This is a genomic window from Streptomyces sp. T028, from assembly GCF_048159505.1.
In the GTDB taxonomy this organism is placed as follows: Bacteria; Actinomycetota; Actinomycetes; order Streptomycetales; family Streptomycetaceae; genus Streptomyces.
Genome location: NZ_JBLRVZ010000015.1, coordinates 95,737 through 119,045, shown reverse-complemented (window position 1 = coordinate 119,045; position 23,309 = coordinate 95,737). Strand labels below are relative to the sequence as shown.

The window sequence follows — 23,309 nt, the reverse complement described above, 5'->3', positions numbered from 1 at the left end:
CCTCCTAGCTCTTCTCGAACCGGAAGCCCACCCCGCGCACGGTGGCGATGTAGCGGGGGTTCGCCGCGTCGTCGCCGAGCTTCTTGCGCAGCCAGGAGATGTGCATGTCGAGGGTCTTGGTGGACGACCACCACGTGGTGTCCCAGACCTCGCGCATCAGCTGGTCGCGGGTGACGACCCGCCCCGCGTCGCGCACGAGGACCCGCAGCAGGTCGAACTCCTTCGCCGTCAGCTGCAGTTCCTCGTCGCCCATCCAGGCGCGGTGCGACTCGACGTCGATGCGCACCCCGTGGGTGGCGGGCGGCTGCGCGGGCTCGGCGGCACCGCGCCGCAGCAGGGCCCGTACGCGGGCGAGGAGTTCGGCGAGCCGGAAGGGCTTGGTGACGTAGTCGTCCGCGCCCGCGTCGAGACCGACGACGGTGTCCACCTCGTCGGCGCGCGCGGTCAGGATGAGGATCGGCACGGCGTGTCCCTCGGAGCGCAGTCGGCGGGCGACCTCGAGGCCGTCCATGCCGGGCAGGCCGAGGTCCAGCACGACCAGGTCGACGCCGCCCTGCATCCCGGCGTCGAGTGCGGCCGGTCCGTCCTCACGCACCTCGACCTCGTACCCTTCCCGGCGCAGTGCGCGGGCCAGCGGCTCCGAGATGGACGCGTCGTCCTCGGCGAGCAGTACACGGGTCATGAGCTGATGGTAGACCGCGGGGGGCACGGCCCGAAGTGTGATCGGCGGTGCGGTTTCTTACCCAGGGACATGCCGGACAATCGGCCCGCCACGCCGGAGGGAATCTTGGTACGTACCTACGGTCGACGGGTGGCAAGATAGTGCACACCTTCGAAACCCTGCCGCGGTTCCTTGATCACCTGTGATCTGCACCTCAAACCCATTCATTTCCGACACTCTCCTGACGTATGGTGAAACAACGCCTGTAGCACCGTGGCGACCTTTGGCGCACCTGACGCCGAAGGTCTCTTTTGTGTGCGGGCCGGTGCGGGGCACGCTCCCTCCGGCCTTGAAAGGAATGACCTCTGGCCGGGCCTCTGCTCACGCGACGCGCGTAGAGGCGTGGATCCCGGTGGTCGCCGTCCACCGCCCCGCGATCCGGGGCGGACTCCCCGAGGGCCGCTCGAGCAGCGCGTCCCGACCAGCAAGGAACGACCATGGCGTCCAGCCTGACGAAGGACTCGGTCCGTCCGGGCACCCCCGGCTCCGGGAAGACCTTCTTCGGCCACCCCCGCGGACTGGCCACCCTCTTCATGACCGAGATGTGGGAGCGTTTCTCCTACTACGGCATGAAGGCCCTGCTCCCGCTGTACCTGGTGGCCCCGGGCGGCCTGCACCTGAGCGCGGCCACCGCGACCGCGATCTACTCGGTGTACCTGTCGCTCGTGTACCTGCTCGCCCTCCCCGGCGGCTGGTTCGCGGACCGCGTCCTCGGCCCCCGCAAGACCGTCGCCGTCGCCGGCGCGATCATCATGCTCGGCCACCTCACCCTGGCCCTGCCGAGCGCCGGCACCTTCTACGCGGGCCTCGGGCTCGTCGCGGTCGGCTCCGGTCTGCTGAAGGCCAACATCTCCACCATGGTCGGCCACCTCTACGAGGGCCCGGACGACCCGCGCCGCGACGGTGGCTTCACCGTCTTCTACATCGGCATCAACCTCGGCGCCTTCGCCGCCCCGTTGGTCATCGGCACCGTCGGCGAGAACGTCAACTGGCACCTGGGCTTCGCCCTCGCCGCCCTCGGTATGGCGCTCGGCCTCGTCCAGTTCCTGCTCGGCAGCCGTCACCTGAGCTCCCGCTCGGACGTCGTGCCGACCCCGATGACCGCCGCCGAGAAGTCCGCGACCCTGCGCAAGGCCGGTCTGTGGGCCGCCGTCGCCGCCGTCTTCTACACGGTCGTCGTCGTCACCGGCCACTACACCCTGAACTGGCTGCTGGTGCCGATCACCGTCGCCGGTCTGGTCATCCCGGTCATGGTCATCGGCCGCATCAAGCGGGACAAGGACCTCGACCGCGCCGAGCAGTCGAAGATGTCCGCGTACATCTGGTTCTTCGTGGCCGCGGCCGTGTTCTGGATGATCTACGACCAGGGCGGTTCGACCGTGTCCCTGTTCGCGGACTCCTCCGCCGACAACACGGTCTTCGGCTGGGAGTTCCCGGTCTCCTGGTACCAGTCGGTCAACCCGGTCATGATCATGGCGCTGGCGCCGGTCTTCGCCTGGGCCTGGCTGGCGCTGGCACGGCGCGGCAAGGAGCCGAGCACCGCGGTGAAGTTCGCGATGGGCCTGGTCCTGATCGGCGCGTCCTTCTTCCTCTTCCTCGCCCCGCTGGCGATCGCCGACGGCGGTCACAAGGCGGCCGCGATGTGGCTGGTGGCCATCTACTTCGTCCAGACCGTGGGTGAGCTGACGCTGTCGCCCGTGGGTCTGTCGGTCACCACGAAGATGGCGCCCGCGAAGTACGCCTCGCAGATGATGGGTGTCTGGTTCCTCGCGGTCACCGCGGGTGACGCGACCACGGGGCTGCTGTCCATCGCCGGGGTCGACCTGAACAGGACGGGGATCGTCGGTCTGCAGGCGGCGCTTGCGGTGATCGCCGGTGCGGCTGTGTGGATGTACCGGAAGAGGGTTCGGGAGCTCATGGGGGACGTTCACTGATCGTCTTCTGACTGAGGGCCACCTCGTTCTTTGAACGGGGTGGCCCTCTTGTACTGCTCTACCGCACATGCCTTCTTCCCGGCATGAAGGTGAAGACCGCCGCGCCCAGGAGGACTGCCGTGCCGGCCACCAGGCCCAGGGCCTTCAGGGAGGCGTGGTTCTCGGCGCCCGTTTCCGCGAGGCCGCCGCTGGTCGACGTACTCGACGAGGATGAACCGCCGGAGGCTCCGCTCGCCTGTTCGTCGGTGTCGAGGGTGAGGGAGACGGCCGTGCTGTCGGGGGTGCAGGTGGTGGTCGTGCCCATGGCCTCGATGGTGAGGACGCCCGGGGAGAGCGTGGACTCGCCGGTCGCGCCGGGCTTGTAGGTGCCCACCAGGTCCGGGATCTCGATCGGGTCGCCCTGCGGGATCGCCTCGGCGTTCAGCGGGCCCTCCACCTTCACCGAGCCCGAGTCGGCGCCGCCCAGCACGACCTGCATGGTCGGCTTCACCTTGCCGGCCGGGATGTCGATCGGGCTGTCCATCACCGACTTCTTGAACTGCACGGTGAGGTCGTAACTCCCGCCGTCCTTCTTGGCGTTGATCTGGATCGGAGAGGTCGCCTTCTTCACCCCGAGCGGAGAGTCGCACGTGTAGGGGATGTCCACGACCTTGCCGGTGAAGTCGGTCTGGCCGTCGGCGTCACCGGTCGCGCTCGCCGACGCGCTGGGCGATTCGGATGTGCCGGCGGACGCACTGGCGGATGCGCTGGCCGACGGGGACTGGCTCCCGCTCCCCGACGGGTCGGGCGACGCGCTCGAACTGCCGTCCCCCGCCGTCACCGTGATCGTCGCGGCCGACTGGACCGTCTCCGACGGGGTGCAGGTGGTGTTCGTCCCCAGCGCGTTGACGACGTACGCGTCCGGCGTCAACGTCACCTGGCCCGCCGCCGTCAGCTTCAGTGTGCCCTTCATGTCGGACAGCACCATGTCGCCGCCCTTGGGGATCGCCGGGTTCTCACGCGGGCCGGTCATCGCGATGTCCGTGCTCTGTGCGCCGGCCGCCTTCAGGGTGCCGGACGGCTGGACCGAGTTCGCGGGCAGGTCGATGATGTCGGGGTTCTTCGACGCGGCCTGAGTGAACTTCCAGACGACGTCGACGGTGTCGCCGACCTTCGCCGTGGCCGGTGCGGTGATGTCGACCTTGGTCGTGCCGTCGATCTCCGGCAGGCCCACACCCGAGGGCGGCACACAGTGGGTGGCGTAGGAGACCTCGGCGGCCTGGGCCTGCCCCGCGGTCACGCCGAGCAGCGCGGCGGCCCCGGCGAGCAGGACGGCGGCGCCCGCCGCCGCGCTCCTCCGTCCGGCCCCGCGCGGGGGTGGTACGGCTCTCTCACTCACTTGGTTCCCTTCCTGCCGGGAGTCGAGGACTCGTCGGGTGGTCGTCGTGCGGTGCGGAGAGCCGGCCCGCCGTGGCCGGACTCGTGTCCGGCGTGAACCACGGCAGGGTCGCGGAGGTACTGGCCGGGACCGGTGAGGGGTCCTCGGCGCCGTAGCCGTCGGGTCCCTGCCCCTCGGGTCCGTGTCGGTCGCGTCCGTGTCGGTCGGGTCCGTGTCGGCCGAGTCGGTGCGCACGAGGCGTTCGGCGTCGTCCCTGGCGGGTCCGTGGCCGTACCCGGTCCACCACCGCCATCCCGATCCGGAAAACCGCCGCCGGCACCACCAGGCAGAGCAGGATCCAGAACAGGGTCACGCCCCAGGGCCGGCCCACGCCCCACGGCTGCTCCGCGAGGACCTTGCCGCCGTACTTCAGGGAGACGGTGTAGTCGCCGTGGGCGCCCGCGGAGAGTTCGACGGGCAGCTTCACGCGCGCCTTCCCGCCGGGCGCGATCGTGCCGCGCCACTGCCGCTCGTCCCACTGCGGGGCGAACACCCCGTGCGCGGTGCCGACCTGGAACACCGGGTCCTTCACGGTGGTGGTGCCGAGGTTGCCGACGGTGAGGACGAGCGTGCGGGAGGGCGGCGCGCCGAACCAGGTGAGCAGCCCGCTGGACCCTTCGAGGCGGGTGTCCGTGAGGATCGCGAGCCGTCCCGTGGACGGCTCGGCGGGCAGCGGTTCGACGGCGTGCCCGGCCACCTCGAAGACGACGTCGGTCTGCGTCTTCGTGCCGGTCGCGGTGGCCACGTGCACCACGCAGGGGCAGGGCACGGGCGGCTCGGCCACCGGGAGCGCGCGGGTGAAGCGGCCCTCGCCGTCGGTGGTGACGGCACGGCCGTCGGCGTTGGCGCAGGAGTTGGTGCCGCCGATCACCCCTCGGGCCGGGGTGGCCTGACCGCAGATCAGCAGCATCAGCAGGGTGCGCGGCCGCCAGCCGCCGCCGCTGACGGTGAGTGAGGCGCCGGTTCCGGCCTGGGCTGTGGAGAGGGTGACGGTGGGTTTGCCGGCCGCCGTCGCCGTGCCCGTGAGCGGGAAGGGGAGCAGGAGCAGGGACAGGGACAGGAGGAGAGCGAGAAGGACCGGTGCGGAGGCCCGGAGTCTGCCGTTCACGTATCCGTCCCCCTCGCATCGGCCTCGCGCCTACGACGTCGTACGACCGCCAGGGCCCCCGCCCCCACGGACAGCGCGCCCGCGGCCGCGCCTGCCGCGTCCCACGGCACGAACCTCGCCTCGGCGTCGCCGGTGGCGCGTGCGGCGCCGGGGGCGGTGACCGTGAGGCGCACGGTCACCGCGTCCAGGGCGGGGCGGTCGGGCCACGGCTCGTCGAGCCGCAGCCGGCGGCCCGGCGGCAGCCGGACGGGCAGGGTGCGCGGGGCGCGCTCCAGTACGGTGCCGAGGACACCGTCCGCGCGCACCGCGAGCCGGGGGACGAGGTCCGTCGTCCCCCGGTTGACCAGCTCGTACGTGATCCGGTCACCGTGCACGGCCACGTGCTCGACGGTCAGCGCGGACAGCGCCGGGCCGCCGACCCGCACCAGCAGCGGCACGGTGAACTGCCGTCCCGTGGACGCCCGTACGACGATCGCACCGGAGCGGGCGCCCGGGGGCGTGTCCGCCGGGAGCTTCACCGTGAACGGCACCTCGGCCCGGGTACGGGCGGGTACCTCCACGGCCGTCTCGGCGAAGGCCAGCGGGAGACCGCCGAGGCCGGTGCCGCGCAGACGTACGGTGAGCGGCCGGGTGCCCCGGTTGGTGACGGCGACCGTGTCCTGGAGCACCACGCCGGGTGCGCCCTCCGCGTAGAAGGAGGGCCGTCCGCCACCGGAGGGCGCGGCCGACCAGCCGCCGCCGGCGGTGGCGGCAGCGGCAGGAGCGGCAGGAGCGGCGGCCACGAGCAGGGGCAGCGACAGGGGCAGGGGCAGGGGCAGGATCAGCAGCAGGGCCCGGGCGGCACGGGTGGCACGGGCGGTGCGTGCGTACGGCATCGGCGGCTCCGGTGGCGAGGGGTGGGCGTGACGGCGGTCAGCGGGGCTGCTGGTTCCGCCGGGTCAGCCACAGGACGCCTGCCGCACCGGCGAGCAGGACGGTTCCGCCGAGGGTGCCGAGGGCGATCGCCGAGTCCTCGGGCCCGGTCTGCGGGAGTTCGTCGCCGCTCCCCCCGTCACTGCTGCTCCCTCCGCTTCCGCCGCCCGACGCGGTCACGTCGAGGGTGAGGGAGGGGCCGGGGCTGTTGGTGGGAGTGCAGGTGGTGGTCGTACCGAGCGCCTTGATGGTGAGGATCCCTGCCGTGAAGGTGACCTTGCCGGTCTCCTTCGGGGTGTACGTGCCGCTCAGGTCGTTGATCTTGATGGGGGTGTTCTCGGGGATCGCGGCCTGGTTGGCGGCGCCGGTGACGGTCATCGTGCCGCTGTCGGCACCGCCCAGCTTGATGGTGGCGCTCGGCTTCATCGAGCCCGCGCCGAGTTCGACGGGGCTGGAGGAGACGCCCTTCTGCCAGGACATGGTGATCTTGTAGCCGCTGCCGCTCTTGACGCCCTTGATGTCGATCGGCGAGACGGCGCTCTTGTCGCCGATGGGCGTCTTGCAGGAGTAGTTGACGTCGACGACCTCGGCCGTGGCCACGGGGGCCGACGCCCACACCGCCGCCCCGGCCAGTGCCGCGGCAGTCGCGAGCGCGGCGCTTCGCTTCCGGTTCGACACGGTCCCCTCATTCCTGCCAGTCGCCAGCCGGCCATTTCCTGACGAGCCATCAGATCGAGTCGTCAAGGTACGCCGGGCAGGTTGAGGAGGGAAGAGAAGGGGTGGGGTGGAGTTGTGGCGATCCGAAGGGAGCCCGGTGGACCCCGAGGGGAAGCTCGGTGGGCCCCGAGAGGAAGCTCGGTGGGCCCCGAGGGGAACTGGGGGCGCACCTCAGGCACGGGAGCTCGGGGCGCGCCTCAGGCACGGGAGCTCGGGGCGCGCCTCAGGCCGGGGAACTCCGGGCGGCCCTCAGGCCGGGGCGCCCAGTTCCGCCCAGACCGTCTTGCCGGCCAGGCCCGGCGTGCGGACGACGCCCCAGTCGAGGCAGAGGCGCTGGACGATGAACATGCCGTGGCCGCCGGGGCGGCCCGCGCGGTGCGGGGTGCGGGGGGCCGGCTGGCCGGTGCCGCGGTCGGAGACCTCGACGCGGATCACCTTCCTGTCGCAGCCCAGGACCATCCGCTCCGGCCCCTCGGCGTGCAGACAGGCGTTGGTGACCAGTTCGGAGACGACGAGCAGCACATCCTCCGCGGCGGCCCGCTGGTCCGCGGTGGCCGCGGGCAGCCAGCCCCACGCGTACAGCGCCTGCCGGGCGAAGTCGCGGGCCGCCGGGACGACGCCGCTGACGCCGTCGAAGCTCAGCCCGCGGACCTGGCGACCCGCAGACGCCCCGGAAGCGCCGCCGGCCTCCGGCTCCTGCTCCGGACCGCGGTCGCCCGGCGAGTAGGGCCGGGTGGTGCTCATCAGCGCTTCACCTCACCGATTCACCGGTTCTCCGGTTCACAATTCAACATTCACTTCAGCACGGAATGCCGTACGGAGTTCAGTACGTGGCGCGTCGGCGATTCCTTCGACCGTGCCGCCGACATGTTCAGGTCCAGGATGTCTCCTGCCCGGCGGAACCGACGGAACACCCCCCGTTCACATCGCGCGCGGCAGGGCGGAGATCTTCGGCCACCCCGGGCCGCGTCGGCCGCTCCCGGCCGTCTCAGCCGTCCTCGTCGGCGAGCGCTGACGCGAGGGTGTCGTGCACGGTGAAGACCGTGTCCGCCCCGGTGATCTGGAAGACCCGGGCCACCACGGACTGCATCCCCGCCAGATGGACCCCGCCCCCGGCCGCCTCCGCCTTCAGCCGGGCGCCGAGCAGGACGTTCAGCCCGGTGGAGTCGCAGAACTCCAGCCGTGAGCAGTCCACGACCAGCCTGCTGAACCCCCTGGAGAGGCAGTCCTCGAGTGGTTCACGCAACAGATCGGCGGTGTCGTGATCCAACTCACCCACGGGAGTCACGACGGCACTGGCGCCCTCTTCCCGCACCTCGACCAGAAGCCGGCCCGACTGTGCGCTGCCGACCGTCCCGCGGTCCATGCGTCTCTCTCCCGGGTTCGCTCACCGCTTGGTGATTACCTGGTGATTACCTGGCGATTACCTGCCGACAGCCTGCTGAATTCCCTGCCGGCCGCCCTCGAACACTACGCCTTCGTCACGCGCCCCAACACTCGAACAATCACGCACAAACGGACATAAGCCACCAATTCACACTTGCGGATGGCTCGGTGGAGCCGATAGGGCTAGTAAGGAACACGCAACCGACACGGCCGGCATTGGAGGCGCCGCACACCGTAGTGCGCTCACTGGCTTCGGCAGCCTTATGCCGAGAACGATGGAGGACATCATGTCACCGCGGCTCGACGCATCGCGTACCCCGACTGCGACGTCGACACCCTCACCGGTACAGGAACATCCGGATCCCATCGCGGAGCTCCCCGGGCCCCGTCGCCCCGACGAGACCCCTCCGTACGACGAGCTGATCCCCCCGCAGGAGGAGATCGGACGGATCGGCGCCGTCGACGCACGGGCCCTGTCCAAGACGTTGTTCGAGCGGCTGGAGTCCCTCGAGGAGGGCACGCCCGCATTCTCGTACGTCCGCAACACACTCGTCGAACTGAACCTCGCGCTCGTGAAGTTCGCCGCCTCCCGCTTCCGCTCGCGCAGCGAGCCGATGGAGGACATCGTCCAGGTCGGCACGATCGGCCTGATCAAGGCGATCGACCGGTTCGAACTGTCCCGGGGCGTCGAGTTCCCCACCTTCGCGATGCCGACGATCGTCGGCGAGATCAAGCGTTTCTTCCGTGACACGTCGTGGTCCGTGCGCGTCCCGCGCCGGCTCCAGGAGCTGCGGCTCGACCTGGCCAAGGCGGGCGACGAACTCGCCCAGAAGCTGGACCGCTCCCCCACCGTGGCAGAGCTGGCGGAACGTCTCGGCATCACGAACGACGAGGTCGTGGAGGGTATGGCGGCCGCCAACGCCTACACGGCGTCCTCCCTGGACGCCCAGCCCGAGGAGGACGACGCGGAGGGCGCCCTCGCCGACCGCATCGGCTACGAGGACCATGGGCTCGAAGGCATCGAGTACGTCGAGTCGTTGAAGCCCATGATCGCCGAACTCCCGCCGCGCGAACGCCAGATCCTCTCCCTCCGCTTCGTCGCGGGCATGACCCAGTCGGAGATCGGCGACGAGCTGGGGATCTCACAGATGCATGTGTCACGGCTGCTGTCGCGGACGCTGGTGCGACTGCGGAAGGGCCTGACGGTCGAGGAGTAGTCCGCCCTCGCCGGGGGCGGCCCCCTCACGAAGGGCCGCGACCACGCCGCGGCCCTTCCCCTTACCCCCGGAAACCTCCCCACGACCCCCCTCTCGCCACTAGGGTCACCCCCACCCCAGACTGACCAGTACGTCAGCAACGGCGAGGAGGCGGATCGTGGTCCGTGCGGATGGAGAGAGCGGCGGGGATCCGACCGCGTCCGGTGACCCCGATGCTTCCGGTGACTCCGACGCCCGCCTGACGGACCTGCTGCGCGGCGCGCCCGCCCGGGCCTACCCGGCGCTGCGCGCCCTCCGCACCCGCCACGAACCCGCCGTCCTGGCCTACGCCCGCCTCTGTACGACGAGCGAGCCGGCCGCGCGTCGACTGGCGGCGGAGGCGTTCACCCTCACGGCCCGCGAGACCGCGCGCGGCAGCGAACCGGGCGGCGCCTGGCGGCACCGGCTTCTGCTGCGGGCGGGACGGGTGGCGGCGGACTGGGCGGGGGACGACCGGGCGAGCGGCCTGGACGCGGGCCTGCTCCTGGTCCTCAACACGGCTCCGGCCCCTGGCGGCCCATTCCCTCCCCTGCTGACCGCCTTCCACTCCCTCCCGCCCCGCGCGCAGGGCCTGATCTGGTACGCGGTGGTGGAGCGGGAGGAGCCGGCCCGCGTCGCCGTACTCCTCGGCCTGACCCCCGAGGACGTGACGTACGGAACGGCTTCCGCCCTGCACACCCTGGCTCACACCGCTCTGCGCCGGCGCCTGGCCGCGTCGGACGACCCCCGCTGCGGGGACTTCCGGCGGCTGATCGAGGAGGCCGTACGACCGGAGGGCGCCCGGCGCAGCCCCGACCTGGAGGCCCACCGGGCGCACTGCCCGCACTGCGCGACGGCGTACGAGGAACAGCGCGCGCTGCGGGACGCGCCGCGCACGGCGCTCGCGGAGGGGTTGTTGCCGTGGGCCGGGACGGCGTACGTGAGGGAGGAACGGGAGCGGGAGCCGACTGCTGGGGCGACGGCGCCGGTACGACGACTCCCGCGCCGCCGGTTGCTCCTGGCCTCGGCAGTGGCAGTCGTGGCGCTGACACCCCTGTGGCTGGCCCTCATCCCCTCGGACGACACGGAGGCCCCGACGGGTGCGGCCGTGGCAGCCCCGTCGACGGCCCCTCAGGTGACGGTGACGACGACGGTGTCGGCGCCTGCGCCCACCCCCACCCCGAGCACCAAGTCCCCGTCGCCGAGCGCGAGTCCCTCCCCTTCACGTACCAGCACACCGCCGAAACCGACCCCGTCCCCCTCTCCGACACGGGCGCCGGGCGGGACGTACGCCCAGGTCGTGAACGTCGCCACGGGCCGCTGCCTGGAGGTGGCGGGCGACTTCGACAACGGCACGGACGTGGTGACGGTCCCCTGCTCGTCCTCCCCGAGTCAGCGCTGGCGGGTGGACGCCGACCGCGGAGTCCTCCAGTCGGCCGCCGACACCGACTTCTGCCTGGACAGCCGGGGCTCCGTGGACAACGGGGTCGGCGTCTGGCAGTGCGCCTCGGTGGAAGGACGCAACGGCGACAACCTCCGCTTCACGGTGGACACCGACGGGACGATCCGCCCGAAGATCGCGCTCCTGACGGGGCTGACGGCGGACCCGGGCGGCGGGGTGTCCCTGGAGCCGCTGGACGGGGCCGGGGACGGGGACGGGGACCAGCGATGGCGGGCGGGGGCGCAGTGACCCCGCCCGCGTGTGTACAGAGCAACTCACGCTAAACGAAAAGCAGTTGGCCCCCGTCCCCCGCGCTGCGAGAATCCGCGCGTCCGGGGAAGGGGATGCATTGGCCGTATTCGTGTGCGCGCGGTGTGATGCCGTACTGACAGCGTCTGTCTCGCAGGTCGCGCTTCCCCCCGCACGCGCACTGGACGTACGGGCACGACATGCTTCCGCCGCTCATGGAACCGGGGACGTACGCCGTCGAACCCGAGCCGTCCGGGTGGCCGCGGAAGCCGTGGAGCGAGATCGGGGAGGACGAGGCGGAAGCACGGGGGGTGTTCGCGCGCGTCGGCCACGGTCTTTCCTTCGGTGCGGCGGGGGCCGTGGTCCTCGCCCCGGGGGACAGTCGCGGCATGGCTCTCATCCCCGGGCGGCTCGACGGCTACTGCCTGGGCCTCGACGGGCGCGACGGACCGAACCTGGCGTGCACCCGCTGCGGGCAGGCGGTGGCGACCCGCGTCGACGACTGCTCGCTGTGGCAGGCGGTGTGGCTCGCCCCCGACGCCGTACGACGGCTTCCCGACGACGGGCCGGATACACGGCCGGACGACTGGGACACCCTCGTGAGCGAGCGGCGGAGTACTCCGCCCATAGAGCAGCTCGGGTACTGGCACCCGAAGTGGGAAGCGGCCGTCGGTGCGGCGCTCGCCCATCTGCTGGTGGCCTCGGGCGGTGCTCCCGTCGGCCTGCCCGACGGGCTTCTCACCGACCTCTTCGGCCGTGCGCTGGACGCCCATCTCCCCAAGGGGCCTCCGGTGAAACGGCTCGCCCTCGGCGGGCCGACGCTCACCCGTCCCGACGCCGACATCCTCCTCGTTCCGGTCCATCCGCAGACCGGCGACACCTGGTCACCGCCCTCCGGAACCGCGGCTGCCGTCGTTCCCCTCTCCGCCGACGTCTGGATGCACCTCGCCCTCCCGCAGGAGCAGGTGCCGCCGATTCCGGTGACCGGTGGCATGCCCAGTGGTGTCCTGCGCGACGATCCACTGCCGCTGCGCCCGTACCGCCTGTTCGACCCCGACTCACGCGTGTTCCTCGACACGCTGGCCCGGCTCCCCGCCGTACGTCAGCCCTGGTTGCGCGAGATCTTCGACCGCGCGACCGGGCGGCCGTAGGGTCGCCCGGCCCGAGTCGCGCGCCCCTCAGACCACCCGTACGCCCTCAGACCACCCGTACGCCCCTCCGCCACACGCCCGACACCAGCGGCACCCCCGGCCGGTAGGCCAGGTGGACGTGGCTCGGGGCGTCGAGGAGGGTCAGGTCGGCGTAGGCGCCGGGGGTGAGGCGGCCTACATCGGTGCGGCGGAGGGCCGCCGCGCCGCCGGCTGTCGCCGACCAGACGGCCTCGTCCGGGGTCATGCCCATGTCCCGTACGGCCAGGGCGATGCAGAAGGGGAGGGAGGAGGTGAAGGACGAGCCCGGGTTGCAGTCCGTCGACAGGGCCACCGTCACGCCCGCGTCCAGGAGGCGGCGGGCGTTCGGCCACTGGGCGCGGGTCGAGAACTCGGCGCCGGGGAGGAGGGTGGCGACGGTCCGGCTGTTGGCCAGGGCGTCCACGTCCGCGTCCGTGAGGTGGGTGCAGTGGTCGGCGCTCGCCGCGTCGAGTTCGACGGCGAGTTGGACTCCGGGGCCGTGGGAGAGCTGGTTGGCGTGGATGCGGGGGTGCATGCCCTTCTCCCTGCCTGCGGTGAGGATCGCGCGGGCCTGGTCGCCGTCGAAGGCGCCCTTCTCGCAGAAGACGTCGATCCAGCGGGCGTACGGCGCGCAGGCGTCGAGCATCTCGCCGGTGACCAGGGCCACGTACGCGGCCGGGTCGTCGGCGAAGTCGGGGGAGACGATGTGGGCGCCGAGATAGGTGACCTCGTCGGTGTGCAGTGCGGCGATGCGCAGGGCGCGGGCCTCGTCGGCGACCGTCAGGCCGTAGCCGGACTTGGTCTCGAAGGTGGTCGTGCCCTGGTGGAGGGCCTCGGAGAGGTAACGGGTGAGGTTCGCCTCGAGTTCCTCGTCGCTCGCGGCGCGGGTGGCGGCGACCGTGGTGCGGATGCCGCCCGCCGTGTAGCCGCGGCCGGACATCCGGGCGTTGAACTCCTCGGTGCGGTCGCCCGCGAAGACGAGGTGGGAGTGGGAGTCGACGAAGCCGGGGAGGGCCGCCCGGCCGTCGGCGTCGACCCGATTGTCAGTGGCGGGTGCTTTGCTTGAGTCACCGGTCCACACGACGCGGTCGCCCTCGATGACGACGGCCGCGTTGTGGATCAGTCCGAGGGGGGATTCGAGGGAGGGGTCGTTGGTGACCAGGGCGGCGATGTTGGTGATGAGCGTGCTTGCGGTGCTCGCGGAGTGGGCGGGGCTGACGGTCGTCGCGTTGCTCATGGCGTCCTTGCTGGCCTGGTCGGCGGTGGGGTCGGCTTCGGGAGCGGAGGCGGGCCGCTCGGGTGGGCGGCCGGAGGTCATCCCCGCAGGGCTGCGACGGCGTCCGCGAGGGCTTTCGGCACATCCGGTACGAGAGTGTGAGCCCCGTCCCGTACGACGTGCCGGCCACCCACGACCGTATGCGACACGTCTGCTGCCGACGCAGCGAATACGGCGGTCTCGGCCCCGAGCCGCGGAAGCGGCCCTGCCGTTCTGACCGAGTCGAGTGCGATCGTCGTGAAGTCCGCGAGCGCACCGGGTTCCAGGGTGCCCGCGTCGTCCCTGCCGAGGGCCGCGTGGCCGTCGGCCGAGGCTGCCCGCAGGAGGGCCGCCGCCGTCCAGTGACCGCGGGTGCGGGTGCGCAGGCGCTCGTTCAGTTCCATCGCGCGGGCCTCCTCCAGGAGGTCGATCACGGCGTGGCTGTCGGAGCCGAGGGAGAGCGGTGAGCCCTCGTTCTGGAGGGCGACGGCCGGCCCGATGCCGTCCGCGAGGTCCCGCTCGGTCGTGGGGCACATGCACGTACCCGTGCCGCTGCCGCCGAGGAGGGAGATGTCCTCCGCGGTGAGGTGGGTGTTGTGGACGCCGGTGGTGCGCGGGCCGAGGACACCGTGCAGGGCGAGGAGCTGGGTCGGGGTGCAGCCGTGGACCTCGAGGCAGGCCTCGTTCTCGGCGGTCTGCTCGGAGAGATGGACGTGCAGTGGCGCCCCGCGCTCCTCGGCCCAGGCCGCCACGGTCGCCAACTGGTCGGCCGGCACGGCCCGTACGGAGTGGATCGCGGCTCCGATCCGTGCGTGATCCCGTTCCTTGAGAAGTGAACAGCGTTCGGCCCAGGTGTCCGCGCCGCCGTCGGAGAAGCGGAGCTGATGGGCGTTGGGGGGCTGTCCGAAGCCGGAGGAAAGGTAGGCGGTGTCGAGGAGGGTGATGCGGATACCGGCTTCGGCGGCGGCCTCGATCAGGGCCTCGCCCATCGCGTTGGGGTCGGCGTACGGGGTGCCGCCGGGGGCGTGGTGCACATAGTGGAACTCGCCCACGGCGGTGATCCCGGCCAGCGCCATCTCGGCGTACACCGCGCGCGCGAGGGCGTGGTAGGTGTCGGGGGTCAGCCGGTCCGCGACGGAGTACATGATCTCGCGCCAGGTCCAGAAGGTGCCGGAGCCGACCTGGACGGTACCGCGCAGGGCGCGGTGGAAGGCGTGCGAGTGGGCGTTCGCCAGGCCGGGGAGGGTGAGGCCGCGCAGGATCTCGGCGCCCGGGGGCGGGGCGTCGACGCCCTTGCGGACGGCGGTGACGCGGCCGTCCGTGACGTCGAGGGCGACGCCCGGCTCCACCTGCGGGTCGAGCCAGGCGTGCTCCAGCCAGTAGGTCCGTGTCCGCTGCGTGGAGGTCACCTGCGGACCAGTCCTTCCAGTACGTCGGCGAGGGCGTGCACCCCGGCCACGCAGTCGTCCTCGGCGGCGAACTCGGCCGGGGAGTGCGAGACGCCCGTGGGGTTGCGCACGAACAGCATGGCGGTCGGGACGCGTCCGGAGAGGATCCCGGCGTCGTGTCCGGCGCCCGTGCCGAGGACGGGGACCTTGAGGTCGGTGTCCTGGCCGAGGATGCGGGCGAGTTCGTCGCGCAGGGCGTGGTCGAACTCGACGACCGGGGTGAAGGACTCACGGACCACGTCGAGGTCGACGCCGTGTGCCTCGGCGTAGGCGCGGGCCGCCTTCTCCACACCGCCGACGACGGTGTCGAGGGTGGCCTGGTCCTCGGCGCGGGAGTCGAGCCAGCCGCGCACCAGGGAGGGGACGGCGTTGACCCCGTTCGGCTCGACGGAGATCTTGCCGAAGGTGGCGACGGCACCGGCGAGTTCGGCCTCGCGGCGGGCGGCGAGGACCGTCTCGGCGTACGACAGCATCGGGTCGTGACGGTCGACGAGCCGGGTGGTGCCGGCGTGGTTGGCCTCGCCGCGGAAGTCGAACCGCCAGCGGCCGTGCGGCCAGATGGCGCTGGCGATGCCGACCGGGTCGCCGGACAGGTCCAGCGCGCGGCCCTGTTCGACGTGCAACTCGACGAACGCGCCGATGCGGGCCAGCCGCTCCGGGTCGGGGCCGATGGCCTCGGAGTCGTACCCGGCGGCCTCCATGGCCTGCGGGAGAGTGATCCCGTCGCCGTCGGTGAGCCGGTGCGCCTGCTCCACGGTGAGCTGTCCGGCGGTGAGCCGGGAGCCGACGCAGGCGAGACCGAAGCGGGCGCCTTCCTCGTCACCGAAGTTGACGATGGCGAGCGGCTTGGCGAACTCGACCTCTCTGGCACGGAGTTCGTCGAGCGCGGCGAAGGACGACACCACCCCGAGCGGCCCGTCGAAGGCCCCGCCGTCCGGCACGGAGTCGAGATGCGACCCGGTGACGACGGCGTCCCCGGCGGCCGGATCGCCGAGCCACGCCCACTGGTTCCCGTTCCGGTCCACCTCGTAGGCGAGTCCGCGCGCCTCGGCCTGGCCCTTGAACCAGGCCCGGCAGTCGGCGTCGGCGGGCGTCCATGCGAACCGGCGGTACCCGCCGGAATCGGAGTGCCGCCCGAAGGGAAGCAGCTCACGCCACATCTCCTGGAAGGAGGCCGCAGCCGGTACAGGCTGCCAGCAGTCCTTCCCCAGCGCGGAACCGGTGGGCACAGCCGAACCAGGCTGTGGGCAGTCCTTCCCCAGCGCGGAACCGGTGGGCACAGCCGAACCAGGCTGTGGGCAGTCGTTCCGCAGGGCGGAACGGGTGGGCACAGCCGAACCCGCACCCGGCGACGAGAGCTCAGCCCCCACCGGAGAGTCCTCGCTTCGGCTCACGCGTCGTCACCCTCCCGCATCGGCACCCGCACGCCCCGCTCGTCGGCGACGGTCTCCGCGATGTCGTAGCCGGCGTCGACATGGCGGATGACGCCCATGCCGGGGTCGTTGGTCAGGACGCGGCGGATCTTCTCGCCGCCGAGCTTCGTGCCGTCGGCGACCGTCACCTGACCGGCGTGGATGGAGCGGCCCATGCCGACGCCGCCGCCGTGGTGGAGGGAGACCCAGGAAGCGCCGGAGGCCACGTTCACCATGGCGTTGAGCAGCGGCCAGTCGGCGATCGCGTCGGAGCCGTCGAGCATGGCCTCGGTCTCGCGGTACGGGGAGGCGACGGAGCCGCAGTCGAGGTGGTCGCGGCCGATGGCCAGCGGGGCCGCCAGCTCGCCGCTCGCCACCATGTCGTTGAAGCGCTCGCCGGCCTTGTCGCGCTCGCCGTAGCCGAGCCAGCAGATCCGGGCGGGCAGGCCCTGGAAGTGGACCCTCTCCCCCGCCATCTTGATCCAGCGGGCGAGGGACTCGTTCTCGGGGAAGAGGTCGAGGATCGCCTTGTCGGTCTTGGCGATGTCGGCGGGGTCGCCGGACAGGGCCGCCCAGCGGAAGGGGCCCTTGCCCTCGCAGAACAGGGGGCGGATGTAGGCGGGGACGAAGCCGGGGAAGGCGAACGCCCGCTCGTAGCCGGCCAGTTGTGCCTCGCCACGGATCGAGTTGCCGTAGTCGAAGACCTCCGCGCCGGCGTCCATGAAGCCGACCATGGCCTCCACATGGCGGGCCATCGACTCACGCGCACGCGTGGTGAAGCCGGCCGGGTCCTTGGCGGCCGCGTCCGCCATGTCCTCGAAGGCCACCCCGACCGGCAGGTACGCCAGCGGGTCGTGGGCGGAGGTCTGGTCGGTGACGATGTCGATGGGGGCGCCCATCGCGAGGAGCTGCGGGACCAGGTCGGCGGCGTTGCCGAGGACGCCGATGGACAGGGGGCGGCGGGCGTCACGGGCCTCGACGGCCAGCTGGAGGGCATGGTCGAGGGAGTCGGCCCTGACGTCCAGGTAGCGGTGCTCGATGCGGCGCTCGATGGCGCGCGGGTCGCAGTCGACGCAGATCGCGACACCATCGTTCATGGTGACGGCGAGGGGCTGGGCCCCGCCCATGCCGCCGAGGCCGGCGGTGAGGGTGATGGTCCCGGCGAGGGTGCCGCCGAACTTCTTCGCGGCGACGGCGGCGAAGGTCTCGTAGGTGCCCTGGAGGATGCCCTGGGTGCCGATGTAGATCCAGGAACCGGCGGTCATCTGGCCGTACATGGTCAGGCCGAGGGCCTCCAGGCGGCGGAACTCCTCCCAGTTGGCCCAGTCGCCGACAAGGTTGGAGTTGGCGATGAGGACGCGCGGGGCCCACTCGTGGGTCTGCATGACGCCGACGGGGCGGCCGGACTGGACGAGCATCGTCTCGTCCTGCTTCAGCCCTTTCAGCGTCCGCACCATGGCGTCGAAGGAGCGCCAGTCGCGGGCCGCCTTGCCGGTGCCGCCGTAGACGACGAGCTTGTCGGGGTGTTCGGCGACCTCGGGGTCGAGGTTGTTCTGCAGCATCCGCAGGGCGGCTTCCTGCTGCCATCCCAGGGCGCTCAGTTCCGTACCGCGTGGCGCTCGTACGGGGCGGGGTCCTGACATGGTCTGCCTCCTTGCGGATGGTTCGTCCCGACGGACTGTTGCTCTCTCTATTCACATCCTGAACCCCTGAATAGAGCTAGTCAATACGGCAGGCGTCCATGCGGCGGCACCCGGAAAGGGCGCGAAACCCGGAAAGGGACGGACGGGACGCAAGAGAAGGGACGGGCGGGACGCAAGAGAGGGACAGGAGAGGGACGCGCGACGCGAAGGGAGGGGCGCGCGGAGTCTCGTTCACCACCCCGGGCGGCCGCGCGCGCCGTTGACGTAAACCGTGGCCAGAGTGTTGATAGGGACGCATGGGGCGTCGCACCCCTAAACGGGGCCAGCCGACCCACCCTAGTCAGTCGGCGGCATGTTCCGCCGGAAAATGCCGGATCGCTCACCCCTGGCGCATACGTTGCGTAGCGTCTCCCTCACTCATCCGAACCGCGGGCGGGAGGGGAGTCGAACGGTGCCCGGAATCGACGAGTGCCTACTGGAGGCCATGCGGCTGCCCGGGGCCCGGGGAGCAGCGCTGGTCGACTGGACCAGCGGGCTGGCGCTGGGCGCCGTCGGGGATTTCCCGGGCGGCGACCACGAGGCGGCCGCGGCCGAGGCCGCCGAGGTCGCGCGGCTCACGGCCGAGCAGCGGGCGTTCGCCCCCGAGGGCTACGACGCCGGTCACGAGGGTGACGCGGAGGGGGCGGCCGATCCTCCGGTGGAGGACCTGATCATCAGCAACCGGGACAGTTACCACCTGCTGCGGTTCGTACCGACGTCCTTCGACAGCAGTGTCTTCCTGCACGTGTGGCTGGGCCGGTCGGACGGCAATCTCGCGCTGGCCCGGATCCGGCTGGGCGAGATGGCCGGACGGCTGGTGCTGGGATGACGCTCGTGGAGACGACACCGAAGGGCACGACCCCACCGCCCCGGCTGCCCGTGCGGGAGAGGTCGACGGCCCGGGAGGGGGGAGGCCGGCTGTCGCCCATGCTGAACCGGCTCGCCGCCGAGCGGGCCACCGGCGTCCTGGAGCGCGAGCGCGGCTCGCTCTACCTCGCCGAGGGCCGTGTGGTGCACGCCGAGAGCCCGCTCGCCCCGGGCCTCGACGTGCTCCTCCTGACCCACGGCACGCTCGACGGCGTCTCCTGGCAGCAGGCGCTGGACCGGGCCGACGCGGAGCACGGCGCGCTGCGGCTGCTCCTGGACGCCGACCGGATCCCGCGCGGCGCGCTGGAGCTGTGCCATCTGGCGGCGCTGTACGACGCGGCGTACTTCGCGCTCGCCCCCAGCAGCGCCCCCGGCCGCTTCCGTTACGGCGCCGGGCATCCGCTCGGCGGGCTGTGGCCGGTGCCGGTGGGCGCGCTGGAGCGCGAGACGCTGCGCCGCCGCGAGCTGCTGGACCGGCTGTGGCCGGACCCGCTGGCCGACGGGGCGCCGCTGGCGCGGGCCGAGGTGTTCGCCGCACCGGCGCCGACCGCGCGGCAGCGGGCCGTACTGGCGCTGGTGGACGGGGTGCGCACGGCGTCGGACATCGCCCGGGAGCTGGGCCGGCAGGCGTTCCACACCCTGGTGGACGTCCGCCGGCTGGCCGCGGCGGGTCTGTTGACCGCGCTGTTCCCGCCATCGCCGCCACCGCCGCCGCCCCCTCCGTACTTCCCGACGGGAGAGGCGGGAGCGGCGGGAGCACCGGGTACGGCGGGCGGCCCCGGCGGAACGGAGGCGCCGGGCTCAGCCGGTACGCCCCCCACCGCCCATCCCCCGCCAAGCACCTCTCTGCCCCGTGTCAACGATCCCGACATCACCTTGCTGAAGAGGCTCAGAGATGCGCTGGAGGCCCTTTGAGCGGCAGCGACCGCGCGACCGGCGGGGCGAGCTGATGGCCGCCGGGCCCGAGATCCTCGAGGAGCTCCGCCGGCTGCGGGCCCGGGTGCCGCAGTTGACGGGCGCGTTGGCGGCCGGAGTGGACGGCCTCGTCCTCGCCCACGACACGCCCGGCGTGGAGCCGGAGGGGGTGGCCGCGCTGACCGCCGCCGCCCTCGGCGTCGCCGTACGGCTGACGGACAGCACAGGCCAGGGCGATCTGCGCGAGCTGCTCGTGCGCGGGCGGTACGGCTATGTCGCCACGTACGCGGCGGGCGGCCACGCCGTGCTGACGGTGCTCGCACAGGACCGCGTCAACGTCGGCCGGCTGCACCTGGAGGGGCGCCGGGCCGCGGTCCGGATCGGGGAGCTCGTCGACGCGCACGAGGCGAAGGCGCGCGAGGAGCGGGCCCGCGAGCCGAAGGCGCTGCCCGCGAAACCGCCGGCGCAGCCCCCCGTGCGGACTCCGGCCAGGCCCGCCGCCGCACCCCTGTGGACCAGATCGGCGCGCGACACCACCACGGACGCGCGCACCACCACGGAAAGTCGAGAGGAACCGAGGAACACGTCATGGCCAACACCGAAACCGCACTGAAAGAGGCGCTCTCCTCCATCGAGGGCGCGACGGCCGCCGCGCTCGTCGACTACACCAGCGGCATGGCGCTGGGCACGATGGGCGGCAGCAAGAGCTTCGACCTGAACGTGGCCGCCGCCGGCAACACCGACGTGGTGCGCGCCAAGATGCGCACCATGGAGCACCTCGGGCTGAAGGCCCAGATCGAGGACATCCTGATCACGCTGTCCGACCAGTACCACCTGATCCGGCTGATCAGCGGGCGCGGCGGCAACGGGCTCTTCCTGTACCTCGTCCTGGACTCCAAGCGGGCCAACCTCGCGATGGCCCGCCACCAGCTCCGCAAGATCGAGGAGGACCTGGAGGTCTAGGACCTGCCCTGGGCCCGCCTCAAGGGGGCGCGGGGCTGCACCGCAGGTGACGCACTGGACCCAGCGGAGCGCTCAGGCGTAGGAGGGGGTGTGGCGGCGGGCTCCGCCCGGGGCCGCGTCGCCGGCCCCGAGGCCGGTGCCGCGGTACGCCTTGACGGCCTTTCCGGCCGGACGGCCGCCGTACCGGCCGAGCCAGTCGACGCGCACCCACAGCAGCGCGTCCCCGGCCCGCTCGCGCCGCCCGAGCCAGGCGGCCTTCAGCCGGAGCCCGGTGCCGCAGCCGGCGAGCAGCATGCCGACGGCGGCGGGCACGGCGAAGGAACTGCCCAGCGCGGCCGCGAAGGCGAGCAGCAGCCACCAGCGGTGGCCGCGTCGCCAGGTGCGGACGGTGACCGCCCGGTCCTGGAGCACATCGTGCTTGCCGGCCCGGGCGGCACCGCCCGCGAGCGCGGTGTAGCGCTTACGGCCGTACAGCGCCACCACGGCCGCCGCCACGATGAACAGCGCGGCCCCCGCCATGACCCCGATCCGGCGGCCGGTGAAACCGGACGGCAGGACGCCGACCCCCGCCGCGAACACCCCGCACCACCACAGCGGTGCGGCCCCGGCCCGTACGACGACGGCCACCCGGGCCAGCCCCTGACCTCCGCGTGCCACGTCCGCCTCCTCGTCACTCCGGCACAGTTGTCGTTGGCCGCTCAGACTAGAGAGCGAACGTGAGACGAGTCTGAGAGCAGCCCCTCCGGGGCTGACCCGGGCTACTCGACGAACAGCCCGCGGGCCGCCGCCCGTGCGTCGAACTCCTCCAGGCGGGCCTGCGCCTCGGGCAGGTCGTCGCACATGGCCTCCAGCAGGACCCGGCCCAGCAGCATCGGCGCGCACGCCGTGTCGAAGGCGAGCCCGGTGCCGACGGCGGCGGGCAGCAGCAGGTCGGAGACCTTGGCGACCGGCGCGAACGCGGAGTCGGCGACCGTGACGACGGTCAGCCCCGCCTCCTTCGCGAAGGTCAGCGCGTCCAGGACCTCGCGCGGATGCCGGGGCAGCGCGAAGCACAGCAGCGCGGTGGCACCGGCCCGTACGGCGGCGTCGATCCGGTCCTGGATCATCGTGCCGCCCTCGTTGAGCAGCCGTACGTCCGGGTGGACCTTGGCGGCGAAGTACGCGAAGCCGTACGCCTGGGAGGCGGCGGCCCGCAGGCCCAGCACCGGAAGGGGCCGCGAGGCGGCCAGCAGCCGCCCGGCCCTGTGCACCGGGCGCGGGTCGGCGAGCAGTTCGGCGAGATGCCGCAGGTTCTCGATCTCGGCCTCGACGGCCTGCTGGTACGCGTTGTACGACGCCGAGCCGGCCGGCTGTTCGGCGGGTGCGACCTCGCGCAGATGTCTGCGCAGGGCGGGGTAGCCGTCGAAGCCGAGGGCGACGGCGAACCGGGTCACGGAGGGCTGGCTGACCCCGGCCAGCTCGGCCAGTTCGACGCTGGAGAGGAACGGCACGTCGGCGGCGCGCCGCACCATGCTGTGGGCGATGCGCCGCTGGGTCGGCGTCAGCCGGTGCCCCTCGAAGAGCGCCTGCAGCCGTCCGGCGGGAGTGTCCACCACGCCCATGTCGGTCTCCGCACTCATGCCCCGCTCCCCCCTCGCACCATTCAGCTACCCAGCACTCTGCATGACTCCATACAGCCGGGCAAGCGGCCGAACCCGACTCCGGACAGGGGGGATACCCCCAGTGCGGCCCCGGCCCAGGCTCCCTACCGTGGATGTTCATGACGGGATGGGAGACCACCATGGACGCGCGCGACAGCGACCTGAAGAAGGAACTCGACGCCACTTTGCAGACCCGCAGGGAGCTGGGCGAGGAGTACGAGTCCGCGCTGGTGGACTCCTTCCTGGAGAAGGTCGAGCAGCGTATCGACGCCGCGGTGGAGCGCCGGGTGCGCCGGGGGTTCGCGGAGGCGCAGACGGCGACGGCCCGTGACTCCCGCTCCCCGAGGGCCACGGACTCCTGGGGGGAACGGTTCGGCTTCGGCATCGTGTCGCTGGTGCTGGCGGTCCCGCTGTCCGCGATCGGCGCGGGCACCGCGCATCTGCCCGGACTGATCGTCACCTGGCTGGGCATCGTCGGCGTCAACGCCGTCCAGGCCGCCCGCAGCAACCCCGGCCTGTTCCGGGGCCAACGCCGCGCATCCCAGGACAGCGACTGGGAGGGCTGACGTCGAAAACCGAAGACGGCCGCAACCATCAATTGAGAAACCACGACGGCGAGCAACCACATCCGCGAGAGCGGCGCCGGTTTAGGCGCAAAGGGGTGTGTGCGCGGGGACCGCCGCACCCCCGTTGCCGGGGGGCGGGACGACGGCGGTCCCCGCGAGGGACGCGGGCCGGGTCAGGCCGGGCTGCGCGTCCTAGGCGTCGGTGGAGGTCCGGGAGCCGCTCCGGAGGTCCGTGACGCCGTTCGGTTGCCGGCCTGGGCGGGGAGCCGCTC

The 23,309-nt window shown here is 72.3% G+C and carries 22 protein-coding genes; 9 read left to right on the top strand and 13 right to left on the bottom strand.

Going from position 1 to position 23,309, the window contains the following annotated elements:
• Positions 1 to 4: 4 nt before the first annotated feature.
• Complete coding sequence (locus ACLZN2_RS16415) at positions 5 to 682, bottom strand: response regulator transcription factor (protein ID WP_416979196.1); 678 nt, start codon at positions 680 to 682, stop codon at positions 5 to 7.
• A gap of 476 nt (positions 683 to 1,158) precedes the next feature.
• Here ACLZN2_RS16415 and ACLZN2_RS16410 point away from each other — a divergent pair, with 476 nt between their 5' ends.
• Positions 1,159 to 2,655, top strand: a complete 1,497-nt coding sequence (locus tag ACLZN2_RS16410; RefSeq protein ID WP_416979195.1) for an oligopeptide:H+ symporter — start codon at positions 1,159 to 1,161, stop codon at positions 2,653 to 2,655.
• Between the two features lie 58 nt (positions 2,656 to 2,713).
• On the opposite strand, the gene ACLZN2_RS16405 is transcribed toward ACLZN2_RS16410, so the two are convergent.
• The 6 genes from ACLZN2_RS16405 to ACLZN2_RS16380 all read right to left on the bottom strand — a co-directional run bounded on the left by ACLZN2_RS16405 (position 2,714) and on the right by ACLZN2_RS16380 (position 8,175).
• Entirely contained in the window at positions 2,714 to 3,964 is a 1,251-nt protein-coding gene (locus tag ACLZN2_RS16405) for a hypothetical protein (protein WP_416979240.1), read from the bottom strand.
• Positions 3,965 to 4,025: 61 nt separating this feature from the next.
• Positions 4,026 to 5,180, bottom strand: a complete 1,155-nt coding sequence (locus tag ACLZN2_RS16400) for a hypothetical protein (RefSeq protein WP_416979194.1) — start codon at positions 5,178 to 5,180, stop codon at positions 4,026 to 4,028.
• Positions 5,177 to 6,055 carry a hypothetical protein gene (locus ACLZN2_RS16395; protein WP_416979193.1) on the bottom strand — a complete coding sequence of 293 codons (879 nt, stop codon included), beginning with the start codon at positions 6,053 to 6,055 and terminating at the stop codon, positions 5,177 to 5,179. The genes ACLZN2_RS16400 and ACLZN2_RS16395 overlap by 4 nt, the downstream gene beginning before the upstream one ends.
• A 37-nt stretch (positions 6,056 to 6,092) precedes the next feature.
• On the bottom strand, positions 6,093 to 6,770 hold the full coding sequence (locus ACLZN2_RS16390; RefSeq protein WP_416979192.1) for an LPXTG cell wall anchor domain-containing protein: 678 nt from the start codon (positions 6,768 to 6,770) through the stop codon (positions 6,093 to 6,095).
• A gap of 288 nt (positions 6,771 to 7,058) precedes the next feature.
• On the bottom strand, positions 7,059 to 7,553 hold the full coding sequence (locus tag ACLZN2_RS16385) for an ATP-binding protein (protein ID WP_416979191.1): 495 nt from the start codon (positions 7,551 to 7,553) through the stop codon (positions 7,059 to 7,061).
• Between the two features lie 244 nt (positions 7,554 to 7,797).
• On the bottom strand, positions 7,798 to 8,175 hold the full coding sequence (locus ACLZN2_RS16380; RefSeq protein WP_416979190.1) for an STAS domain-containing protein: 378 nt from the start codon (positions 8,173 to 8,175) through the stop codon (positions 7,798 to 7,800).
• Between the two features lie 307 nt (positions 8,176 to 8,482).
• Between ACLZN2_RS16380 and ACLZN2_RS16375 the strand changes: the two genes are divergently transcribed.
• From ACLZN2_RS16375 to ACLZN2_RS16365, 3 genes are all read left to right on the top strand, one after another.
• Complete coding sequence (locus ACLZN2_RS16375) at positions 8,483 to 9,412, top strand: RNA polymerase sigma factor SigF (RefSeq protein WP_416979189.1); 930 nt, start codon at positions 8,483 to 8,485, stop codon at positions 9,410 to 9,412.
• Between the two features lie 157 nt (positions 9,413 to 9,569).
• Positions 9,570 to 11,120 (top strand): ricin-type beta-trefoil lectin domain protein, encoded by a 1,551-nt coding sequence (locus ACLZN2_RS16370; protein ID WP_416979188.1) that lies wholly within the window; start codon positions 9,570 to 9,572, stop codon positions 11,118 to 11,120.
• A 200-nt stretch (positions 11,121 to 11,320) separates the two neighbouring features.
• Complete coding sequence (locus ACLZN2_RS16365) at positions 11,321 to 12,271, top strand: hypothetical protein (protein WP_416979187.1); 951 nt, start codon at positions 11,321 to 11,323, stop codon at positions 12,269 to 12,271.
• Between the two features lie 46 nt (positions 12,272 to 12,317).
• Here the strand turns inward: ACLZN2_RS16365 and hutI are convergent, their stop codons facing one another.
• The 4 genes from hutI to hutU all read right to left on the bottom strand — a co-directional run bounded on the left by hutI (position 12,318) and on the right by hutU (position 18,047).
• Positions 12,318 to 13,607: an imidazolonepropionase gene (gene hutI / locus ACLZN2_RS16360; protein WP_416979186.1), complete on the bottom strand. Its 1,290-nt coding sequence runs from the start codon at positions 13,605 to 13,607 to the stop codon at positions 12,318 to 12,320.
• Entirely contained in the window at positions 13,604 to 14,953 is a 1,350-nt protein-coding gene (locus ACLZN2_RS16355; RefSeq protein ID WP_416979185.1) for a formimidoylglutamate deiminase, read from the bottom strand. The genes hutI and ACLZN2_RS16355 overlap by 4 nt, the downstream gene beginning before the upstream one ends.
• Positions 14,950 to 16,152, bottom strand: coding sequence for an allantoate amidohydrolase (locus tag ACLZN2_RS16350; protein ID WP_416979239.1), 1,203 nt, complete (start codon positions 16,150 to 16,152; stop codon positions 14,950 to 14,952). Before ACLZN2_RS16350 ends, ACLZN2_RS16355 begins: the two co-directional genes overlap by 4 nt.
• A gap of 230 nt (positions 16,153 to 16,382) precedes the next feature.
• Complete coding sequence (gene hutU, locus ACLZN2_RS16345; RefSeq protein ID WP_416979184.1) at positions 16,383 to 18,047, bottom strand: urocanate hydratase; 1,665 nt, start codon at positions 18,045 to 18,047, stop codon at positions 16,383 to 16,385.
• A 451-nt stretch (positions 18,048 to 18,498) separates the two neighbouring features.
• Between hutU and ACLZN2_RS16340 the strand changes: the two genes are divergently transcribed.
• From ACLZN2_RS16340 to ACLZN2_RS16325, 4 genes are read left to right on the top strand one after another with little or no spacing between them, the layout of a single operon-like run.
• Complete coding sequence (locus ACLZN2_RS16340; protein ID WP_416979183.1) at positions 18,499 to 18,915, top strand: hypothetical protein; 417 nt, start codon at positions 18,499 to 18,501, stop codon at positions 18,913 to 18,915.
• On the top strand, positions 18,912 to 19,868 hold the full coding sequence (locus tag ACLZN2_RS16335) for a transcriptional regulator (protein WP_416979182.1): 957 nt from the start codon (positions 18,912 to 18,914) through the stop codon (positions 19,866 to 19,868). Before ACLZN2_RS16340 ends, ACLZN2_RS16335 begins: the two co-directional genes overlap by 4 nt.
• 34 nt (positions 19,869 to 19,902) lie before the next feature.
• Positions 19,903 to 20,481: a roadblock/LC7 domain-containing protein gene (locus ACLZN2_RS16330; RefSeq protein WP_416979238.1), complete on the top strand. Its 579-nt coding sequence runs from the start codon at positions 19,903 to 19,905 to the stop codon at positions 20,479 to 20,481.
• The gene (locus tag ACLZN2_RS16325) at positions 20,457 to 20,831 is read left to right on the top strand and encodes a hypothetical protein (protein WP_416979181.1); all 375 of its coding nucleotides are present in this window, start codon (positions 20,457 to 20,459) and stop codon (positions 20,829 to 20,831) included. Before ACLZN2_RS16330 ends, ACLZN2_RS16325 begins: the two co-directional genes overlap by 25 nt.
• Before the next feature lie 72 nt (positions 20,832 to 20,903).
• On the opposite strand, the gene ACLZN2_RS16320 is transcribed toward ACLZN2_RS16325, so the two are convergent.
• Both ACLZN2_RS16320 and ACLZN2_RS16315 read right to left on the bottom strand, forming a co-directional pair.
• Positions 20,904 to 21,488 carry a hypothetical protein gene (locus ACLZN2_RS16320; RefSeq protein WP_416979180.1) on the bottom strand — a complete coding sequence of 195 codons (585 nt, stop codon included), beginning with the start codon at positions 21,486 to 21,488 and terminating at the stop codon, positions 20,904 to 20,906.
• A 101-nt stretch (positions 21,489 to 21,589) separates the two neighbouring features.
• Positions 21,590 to 22,450: a MurR/RpiR family transcriptional regulator gene (locus tag ACLZN2_RS16315; protein WP_416979179.1), complete on the bottom strand. Its 861-nt coding sequence runs from the start codon at positions 22,448 to 22,450 to the stop codon at positions 21,590 to 21,592.
• Positions 22,451 to 22,611: 161 nt separating this feature from the next.
• Here ACLZN2_RS16315 and ACLZN2_RS16310 point away from each other — a divergent pair, with 161 nt between their 5' ends.
• Positions 22,612 to 23,037: a hypothetical protein gene (locus ACLZN2_RS16310; RefSeq protein WP_416979237.1), complete on the top strand. Its 426-nt coding sequence runs from the start codon at positions 22,612 to 22,614 to the stop codon at positions 23,035 to 23,037.
• Positions 23,038 to 23,309: the final 272 nt, after the last annotated feature.

Coding starts and splice junctions, on each gene's coding strand:
- ACLZN2_RS16415 (WP_416979196.1), bottom strand. CDS start 682: ATGACCCGTGTACTGCTCGCCGAGGACGACGCGTCCATCTCGGAGCCG.
- ACLZN2_RS16410 (WP_416979195.1), top strand. CDS start 1,159: ATGGCGTCCAGCCTGACGAAGGACTCGGTCCGTCCGGGCACCCCCGGC.
- ACLZN2_RS16395 (WP_416979193.1), bottom strand. CDS start 6,055: ATGCCGTACGCACGCACCGCCCGTGCCACCCGTGCCGCCCGGGCCCTG.
- ACLZN2_RS16385 (WP_416979191.1), bottom strand. CDS start 7,553: ATGAGCACCACCCGGCCCTACTCGCCGGGCGACCGCGGTCCGGAGCAG.
- ACLZN2_RS16380 (WP_416979190.1), bottom strand. CDS start 8,175: ATGGACCGCGGGACGGTCGGCAGCGCACAGTCGGGCCGGCTTCTGGTC.
- ACLZN2_RS16375 (WP_416979189.1), top strand. CDS start 8,483: ATGTCACCGCGGCTCGACGCATCGCGTACCCCGACTGCGACGTCGACA.
- ACLZN2_RS16365 (WP_416979187.1), top strand. CDS start 11,321: ATGCTTCCGCCGCTCATGGAACCGGGGACGTACGCCGTCGAACCCGAG.
- hutI (WP_416979186.1), bottom strand. CDS start 13,607: ATGACCTCCGGCCGCCCACCCGAGCGGCCCGCCTCCGCTCCCGAAGCC.
- ACLZN2_RS16350 (WP_416979239.1), bottom strand. CDS start 16,152: ATGTGGCGTGAGCTGCTTCCCTTCGGGCGGCACTCCGATTCCGGCGGG.
- hutU (WP_416979184.1), bottom strand. CDS start 18,047: ATGTCAGGACCCCGCCCCGTACGAGCGCCACGCGGTACGGAACTGAGC.
- ACLZN2_RS16335 (WP_416979182.1), top strand. CDS start 18,912: ATGACGCTCGTGGAGACGACACCGAAGGGCACGACCCCACCGCCCCGG.
- ACLZN2_RS16330 (WP_416979238.1), top strand. CDS start 19,903: ATGGCCGCCGGGCCCGAGATCCTCGAGGAGCTCCGCCGGCTGCGGGCC.
- ACLZN2_RS16325 (WP_416979181.1), top strand. CDS start 20,457: ATGGCCAACACCGAAACCGCACTGAAAGAGGCGCTCTCCTCCATCGAG.
- ACLZN2_RS16315 (WP_416979179.1), bottom strand. CDS start 22,450: ATGAGTGCGGAGACCGACATGGGCGTGGTGGACACTCCCGCCGGACGG.
- ACLZN2_RS16310 (WP_416979237.1), top strand. CDS start 22,612: ATGGACGCGCGCGACAGCGACCTGAAGAAGGAACTCGACGCCACTTTG.